Genomic DNA, 5,755 nt, shown 5'->3' with positions numbered 1-5,755 from the left:
CGGCCACCCTGTGCTCACCGCTCTTACCCACCGGTCACCTCCGCGCGCCCCGCCCCGGACCCGGCGCTGTCGTATCCCCGTGCCAAGCTTGGCCCATGCAGCTCTCCACCACCCCGTACGAAGAACGCCTGACCGCCCCCCGCTCGTGGTGGTTCCTGTCGTTCCTCGTGGGTGTCTCGATGGCCCTGATCCTGCTGCCGTTCGGCACGCTGCCGCTGCTCGGGGGCCTGGTCGGGGGTACGGCGGCGGCGGCCGTCGTGGCCAGTGCGTACGGTTCGCCGCGGATCCGCGTGGTGGGCGGTTTCCTGATCGCGGGGGACGCGAAGATCCCGGTCACCGCGCTCGGCGAGGCGGAGGTCCTGGACCCGGAGGAGGCGCGCGCCTGGCGGACGTACAAGGCGGACACGCGCGCGTACCTGCTGCTGCGGGCGTACATCCCGGGCGCGCTGCGCGTCCTCGTGACGGACCCCGAGGACCCGACGCCGTACCTGTACCTGTCGACCCGGGAGCCGGAGCGCCTGGCGCAGGCCCTCAAGGAGGCCCGGGAGGCCACCGTCTAGGGCGTCAGCGCCCGAGTTCGCCGCGCTCCGCGCGTCCGGCCCGTTCGTCGATCACGAGCGGGTCGTCCGGCTTCTCCAGGGGCGGGAGCGCGGGGAGGTCGTCCCACGGGATCTGGTGCTGTCTGAGGTCCGCGCGGAGTTTCGCGGCGAGTTTCCTGGTGTCCCTGCGGTTCATGACGGCCCCGACGGCGGCGCCGACCATGAAGGGGACCAGGTTCGGCAGGTTGCGGACCATGCGCTTCATGATCTGCTGGCGCAGTTCGCGCTTCATCTGGCTGCCGAGCGCGGAGTTCACGGAGGACGGCTTGAGGACCTCGATGCCGCGTTCGCCGGACCAGGAGCGCAGGTAGGCGGTGCTGCGGTCCTTGAGGCCGCCGGGCGGGCGCAGGCCGTACACCTCGTGCAGTTCGGCGATGAGTTTCAGCTCGATCGCGGCGACGCCGGTGATCTCCGCCGCGAGTTCCGCGGGCATCGCCGGCGGGACGGGGAGCATGGCCGCGGCGCCGACGCCCGCGCCGACGGTCGCGGACGCGTTCGCGGCGCCCGCCACGAGCTTGTCCGCGAGCTCCTCGGGCCCGAGGCCGGGGAACTGGCCGCGGAGCGTCCTGAGGTCGCGTACGGGGATTCTGGGGGCGTTCTCGATGACCCGGTCCGCGAGGTACGCCAGGCCCGCCTTGGCCCGGCCGCGGCCCTTGTGGACGCTGTCCCGGGCCAGGTCGCGGGCCCTGTCCCTGATCACCGCGGCCGACCGCCTGGCGACGGCCGCGGTGCTGTTGTCCGGCGCCGAGAGGTCGGTTCCTCCTGCCGCCGGTTCGAGCGAGGCCGATCCTGTGTCGGATGAACCTCGCTCGTCGTCACGCACGCCGAGAGGGTCGTACGACCCTTGGTCCGCTTTCCTCAGGGGGAAGCGGCGCTTCCGAGGAGGGGTCGAGCCAGTCACGGCCGACCCGCCCTCAGTCGCAGTCGCGGCAGATCGGCTGACCGTTCTTCTCGCGGGCCAGCTGGCTGCGGTGGTGCACCAGGAAGCAGCTCATGCAGGTGAACTCGTCCTGCTGCTTGGGCAGCACCCGGACGGCCAACTCCTCGTTGGAGAGGTCGGCGCCGGGCAGTTCCAGGCCCTCGGCGGCCTCGAACTCGTCGACGTCTACAGCGGATGCCGACTTGTCGTTCCGCCGGGCCTTCAGCTCTTCCAGGCTGTCGGAATCGACGTCGTCGTCGGTCTTGCGTGGGGTGTCGTAATCGGTTGCCATGGTCGCTCTCCCCCTCTGGGTGAATGCGGTGTCTTCAGCGCACGTAACGCGTGAGAGGCCGGACTTGTGCCCGCCTTGAGCGGGAGATTTTGCCTCACATCAAGGTCTGTTACTCAATCGACACCCAACCGGCCCCCTCACGGGTGATCGGGTTGGATGGCGATCGGGACCGTACACGGTCCGAATGTCGCACTTCAAAGGCGTCCCACCGTGTACTTCCCGTCATCAGGACCCCCGAAAACCCGGATTTTCCGGGCCTTACGGCAGCCTTCATGATCACAGTGAGTAGATGGCCGGAAATTCGCCCTTGTGATCGATCACACACATGAGCACGGGGGAGAAGCCCCGAAAATTCCGCGCAAAGCGAACGCCCCCGCGTGTGTCGGCCCCATGATCTCAGAGAGGCAGGGTGACACGCATCACCAGTCCCCCTCCCTCCCTCGGCTGGGCCGTGATGTGCCCGCCGTGCGCCCGCGCCACCGACCTCACGATCGACAGCCCGAGCCCCACCCCCTTGTCGCTGCCCGTGCGCTCCGTACGCAGCCGCCGGAACGGCTCGAAAAGGTTGTCGATCTCGTACGCCGGGACCACGGGACCGGTGTTCGACACCACCAGCAGCGCCTGCCCGTGCTGCACCTCGGTGGTGACCTCCACCCAGCCGTCCTCGGGCACGTTGTAGCGCACCGCGTTCTGCACCAGGTTCAGCGCGATCCGCTCCAGCAGTACGCCGTTGCCCTGGACGACGGCCTTCTGCCGCTCGCCCCGGATCGCGACGCCCTTGGCCTCGGCCTCGCCGTGCACCTGGTCGATCGCCTGCCCGGCCACCTCCGCGAGGTCCACCGGCTTGCGCTCGACGATCTGGTTGTCGCTGCGCGCGAGCAGGAGCAGGCCCTCCACGAGCTGCTCGCTGCGCTCGTTGGTCGCCAGCAGCGTCTTGCCGAGCTGCTGGAGCTCCACCGGCGCGTTCGGGTCGGAGAGGTGCACCTCCAGGAGCGTCCGGTTGATCGCGAGCGGCGTGCGCAGCTCGTGCGACGCGTTCCCGACGAACCGCTGCTGCGCCGTGAACGCCCGTTGCAGGCGCGCCAGCATGTCGTCCAGCGTGTCCGCCAGCTCCTTCAGCTCGTCGTCCGGGCCGTCCAGCTCGATACGGCGGGACAGGTCCGAACCGGCGACCGCGCGCGCGGTGCGCGTGATGCGGCCGAGCGGCGTGAGCACCCGGCCCGCCATCGCGTACCCGAAGGCGAACGCGATCACCGCGAGCCCCAGGAGGGCCAGCAGGGAGCGGCTGAGGAGGTTGTCCAGGGAGTCCTGGCGGCGCTGGTCGACGCAGGCGTTGATCGCCGCGTTGAACGTCGACAGGTACACCTCGCCGTCCGCGTTGGTCGCGGCGTTGACGGCCGGGCAGGACGAACTCGTCACCTTCACCGCGTTGCCGGTGACGATCTTGAACGGCAGTTCGTTGCCCGTGTTGATCGCCTGCGCGGCCAGCAGGTAGATGATCGACAGCAGCAGGATGCCGGCGATCAGGAACATGCCGCCGTACAGCAGCGTGAGCCTTATCCGGATCGTCGGACGCAGCCACGGGAACGGCATCTCGGGACGGCGGGGGTCCCAGGTGGGTTTCGGGGGCGCCTTCGGGGGCGCGGGTGTCGCGGCCACGGTGGATCAGATCCGGTAGCCGGAACCGGGCACGGTGACGATGACGGGCGGCTCACCGAGCTTGCGGCGCAGCGTCATCACCGTGACGCGTACGACGTTGGTGAACGGGTCCGTGTTCTCGTCCCAGGCCTTCTCCAGCAGTTGCTCCGCCGAGACCACGGCGCCCTCGGAGCGCATCAGCACCTCCAGCACCGCGAACTCCTTCGGCGCCAGCTGCACCTCGCGGCCGTCCCGGAACACCTCCCGGCGGTTCGGGTCGAGCTTGATGCCCGCGCGCTCCAGGACCGGCGGCAGGGGCACGCTCGTACGCCGTCCCAGCGCGCGTACGCGCGCGATGAGCTCGCTGAACGCGAAGGGCTTCGGCAGGTAGTCGTCGGCGCCGATCTCCAGGCCCTCGACGCGGTCGCTGACGTCGCCGGACGCCGTGAGCATCAGCACGCGCGTGGGCATGCCGAGTTCGACGATCTTGCGGCAGACGTCGTCGCCGTGGACGAGCGGGAGGTCACGGTCGAGGACGACCACGTCGTAGTCGTTGACGCCGATGCGCTCCAGGGCCGCCGCGCCGTCGTACACGACGTCGACGGCCATGGCCTCCCGGCGCAGTCCGGTGGCCACCGCATCGGCGAGCAGTTGCTCGTCCTCGACGACGAGTACGCGCACGTCGCTTGTCCTTCCTGTGTCCACCCGCGTAGCGCTCCGGTGTCGCCGTGGAGCGCGCGGGCAGGGGTCTGCATGGTGTGTGGACCCCATCCTGCCCTTTTCGGCCATAAGTCGGCTGTAAGGCGGGAGCCGGCGGCAGGGGGAGGTCCGGTGAGCGCCGGATGAAATGAAGGTGTGAAGCCCGGGAATGCCAGATTTTCTCGCCGGGTTGAGGTTTCCGTGGAAGGGAGCGGGGGGAGGAAGCGTTACACCCCGCGATCACACTCTGCTTGTGCCGCACCCCCGTGCGGTACGGCCGCTTTCGTTTCGTCTCGCAGAGCGGACGTGGGTGCTCGGCACCGTCGCCGCCCAGCGCGTCCGGTGTGCTGGGCATCTGCCGCAGACGTGATCGCCCCTTCCGACTGGCACACCCCCGTGCCATCGACCCACGACCCAGGACGAGGGGGCGCAGCATGGACGCATTCACCGCAGGACTCCTCCAGCGCATAAGGGCGACCGAAACGGACCTGAGCCGGGCTCTCGACGAGGGGGACGACTTCCTCGTGGAGGTGGAACAGGCGGAACTCGACGATCTGCGGCGGCTGGCCGCGGAGCACGGCGTCGAGGTCGGTGCCTGAGCGGTACCGAGGGCTGATGTCGTCGGCCTGACGTGAAGAACCCCCGGTGAATCCAGCGCCGGGGGTTCTTCGCGTTCTCGCGGGGTGTTCCGGGGGTGTTCCCGGCGGTCCCGCCGGGTTCTAGCCCTGCCAGGCTCCCAGGTCCTCCAGGAGCGCCTGGAGGGGCTCGAAGACCCCGGGCGGGGCCGCGATCGTCAGAGCCGTCGAGAGGGGGTCTCCCGGGCGGCCTCCGGTCAGTGCGCCGGCCTCCCGGGCGATGAGGTCGCCCGCCGCGTAGTCCCAGGGGTTCAGGCCGCGTTCGTAGTAGCCGTCGAGGCGGCCCGCGGCGACGTCGCAGAGGTCGATGGCGGCCGAGCCGCCCCGGCGGATGTCGCGGACCTGCGGGATGAGCGCGGCGGCCACCGCGGCCTGGGAGGTGCGGCGTTCGGTGGTGTAGCCGAAGCCGGTGGAGATCAGGGCCCGTTCCAGGGGCGGCGCCTCGCGGGCCGTCAGGGGGCGCGGGCCCTGCGGGTCGCCGGTGACCCAGGCGCCCTTGCCGCGTACGGCCTGGTAGGTCTCGCCGCGCAGGGGTGCGTGGACGACGCCCACGACCGTCTCGCCGTTGTGCTGGGCGGCGATGGAGACGGCCCAACTGGGCAGGCCGTAGAGGTAGTTGACCGTGCCGTCGAGGGGGTCGATGATCCAGCGGACGCCCGAGGTGCCCTCCTCGGAGGCGCCCTCCTCGCCGAGGAAGCCGTCGTCGGGGCGGTGCCCGCCTATCAGGCCGGTGATGAGCTTCTCGGCCGCGATGTCCATCTCGGTGACGACGTCGATGGGGCTCGACTTGGTGTGCGCGACCGCGAGGTCGGTGGGCCGGCCGTCGCGCAGGAGGGTGCCCGCCTGGTCGGCCGCCTCCTGGGCGAGGCGGAGGAGTTCGTCGTACAGCGTCTCGTCGGGCATGGGGCTCCTCACGCGTAGGGGCTGTCGGCGCCCGCGGCGGCGGGCTTGGGGGCGCCGACAGCCCCTACGC

At 70.5% G+C, this 5,755-nt stretch carries 7 protein-coding genes; 2 read left to right on the top strand and 5 right to left on the bottom strand.

Annotated features, from left to right (window positions below; genetic code table 11):
- The first annotated feature begins 95 nt into the window (after window positions 1-95).
- Window positions 96-560, top strand: a complete 465-nt coding sequence (locus tag AOK24_RS39920; RefSeq protein ID WP_055724811.1) for a DUF3093 domain-containing protein — start codon at window positions 96-98, stop codon at window positions 558-560.
- Between the two features lie 4 nt (window positions 561-564).
- Here AOK24_RS39920 and AOK24_RS39915 read toward each other — a convergent pair whose 3' ends face one another.
- The 4 genes from AOK24_RS39915 to AOK24_RS39900 form a co-directional block, all read right to left on the bottom strand.
- Window positions 565-1,500, bottom strand: a complete 936-nt coding sequence (locus AOK24_RS39915; RefSeq protein ID WP_079057236.1) for a hypothetical protein — start codon at window positions 1,498-1,500, stop codon at window positions 565-567.
- Between the two features lie 13 nt (window positions 1,501-1,513).
- On the bottom strand, window positions 1,514-1,810 hold the full coding sequence (locus tag AOK24_RS39910; RefSeq protein WP_003993510.1) for a DUF4193 domain-containing protein: 297 nt from the start codon (window positions 1,808-1,810) through the stop codon (window positions 1,514-1,516).
- A 396-nt stretch (window positions 1,811-2,206) separates the two neighbouring features.
- Window positions 2,207-3,469: a sensor histidine kinase gene (locus AOK24_RS39905; RefSeq protein WP_055724809.1), complete on the bottom strand. Its 1,263-nt coding sequence runs from the start codon at window positions 3,467-3,469 to the stop codon at window positions 2,207-2,209.
- Window positions 3,470-3,475: 6 nt separating this feature from the next.
- Window positions 3,476-4,129, bottom strand: coding sequence for a response regulator transcription factor (locus tag AOK24_RS39900; RefSeq protein WP_010353034.1), 654 nt, complete (start codon window positions 4,127-4,129; stop codon window positions 3,476-3,478).
- A 452-nt stretch (window positions 4,130-4,581) separates the two neighbouring features.
- Between AOK24_RS39900 and AOK24_RS49445 the strand changes: the two genes are divergently transcribed.
- A complete protein-coding gene (locus tag AOK24_RS49445; RefSeq protein WP_165854409.1) occupies window positions 4,582-4,746 on the top strand; it encodes a hypothetical protein in 165 nt (54 codons plus the stop codon).
- Between the two features lie 120 nt (window positions 4,747-4,866).
- On the opposite strand, the gene AOK24_RS39895 is transcribed toward AOK24_RS49445, so the two are convergent.
- Complete coding sequence (locus AOK24_RS39895; protein WP_055724808.1) at window positions 4,867-5,685, bottom strand: inositol monophosphatase family protein; 819 nt, start codon at window positions 5,683-5,685, stop codon at window positions 4,867-4,869.
- Window positions 5,686-5,755: the final 70 nt, after the last annotated feature.

This window comes from Streptomyces niveiscabiei (assembly GCF_001419795.1).
GTDB classification, from domain to species: Bacteria; Actinomycetota; Actinomycetes; order Streptomycetales; family Streptomycetaceae; genus Streptomyces; species Streptomyces niveiscabiei.
Note: the sequence above shows the minus strand (reverse complement) of the source record. Positions and strands in the feature narration are given on the sequence as shown.

Excerpts from the sequence above, each read along its gene's own strand:
- AOK24_RS49445 (WP_165854409.1), top strand. The coding sequence starts at position 4,582 with ATGGACGCATTCACCGCAGGACTCCTCCAGCGCATAAGGGCGACCGAA.
- AOK24_RS39910 (WP_003993510.1), bottom strand. The coding sequence starts at position 1,810 with ATGGCAACCGATTACGACACCCCACGCAAGACCGACGACGACGTCGAT.
- AOK24_RS39920 (WP_055724811.1), top strand. The coding sequence starts at position 96 with ATGCAGCTCTCCACCACCCCGTACGAAGAACGCCTGACCGCCCCCCGC.
- AOK24_RS39895 (WP_055724808.1), bottom strand. The coding sequence starts at position 5,685 with ATGCCCGACGAGACGCTGTACGACGAACTCCTCCGCCTCGCCCAGGAG.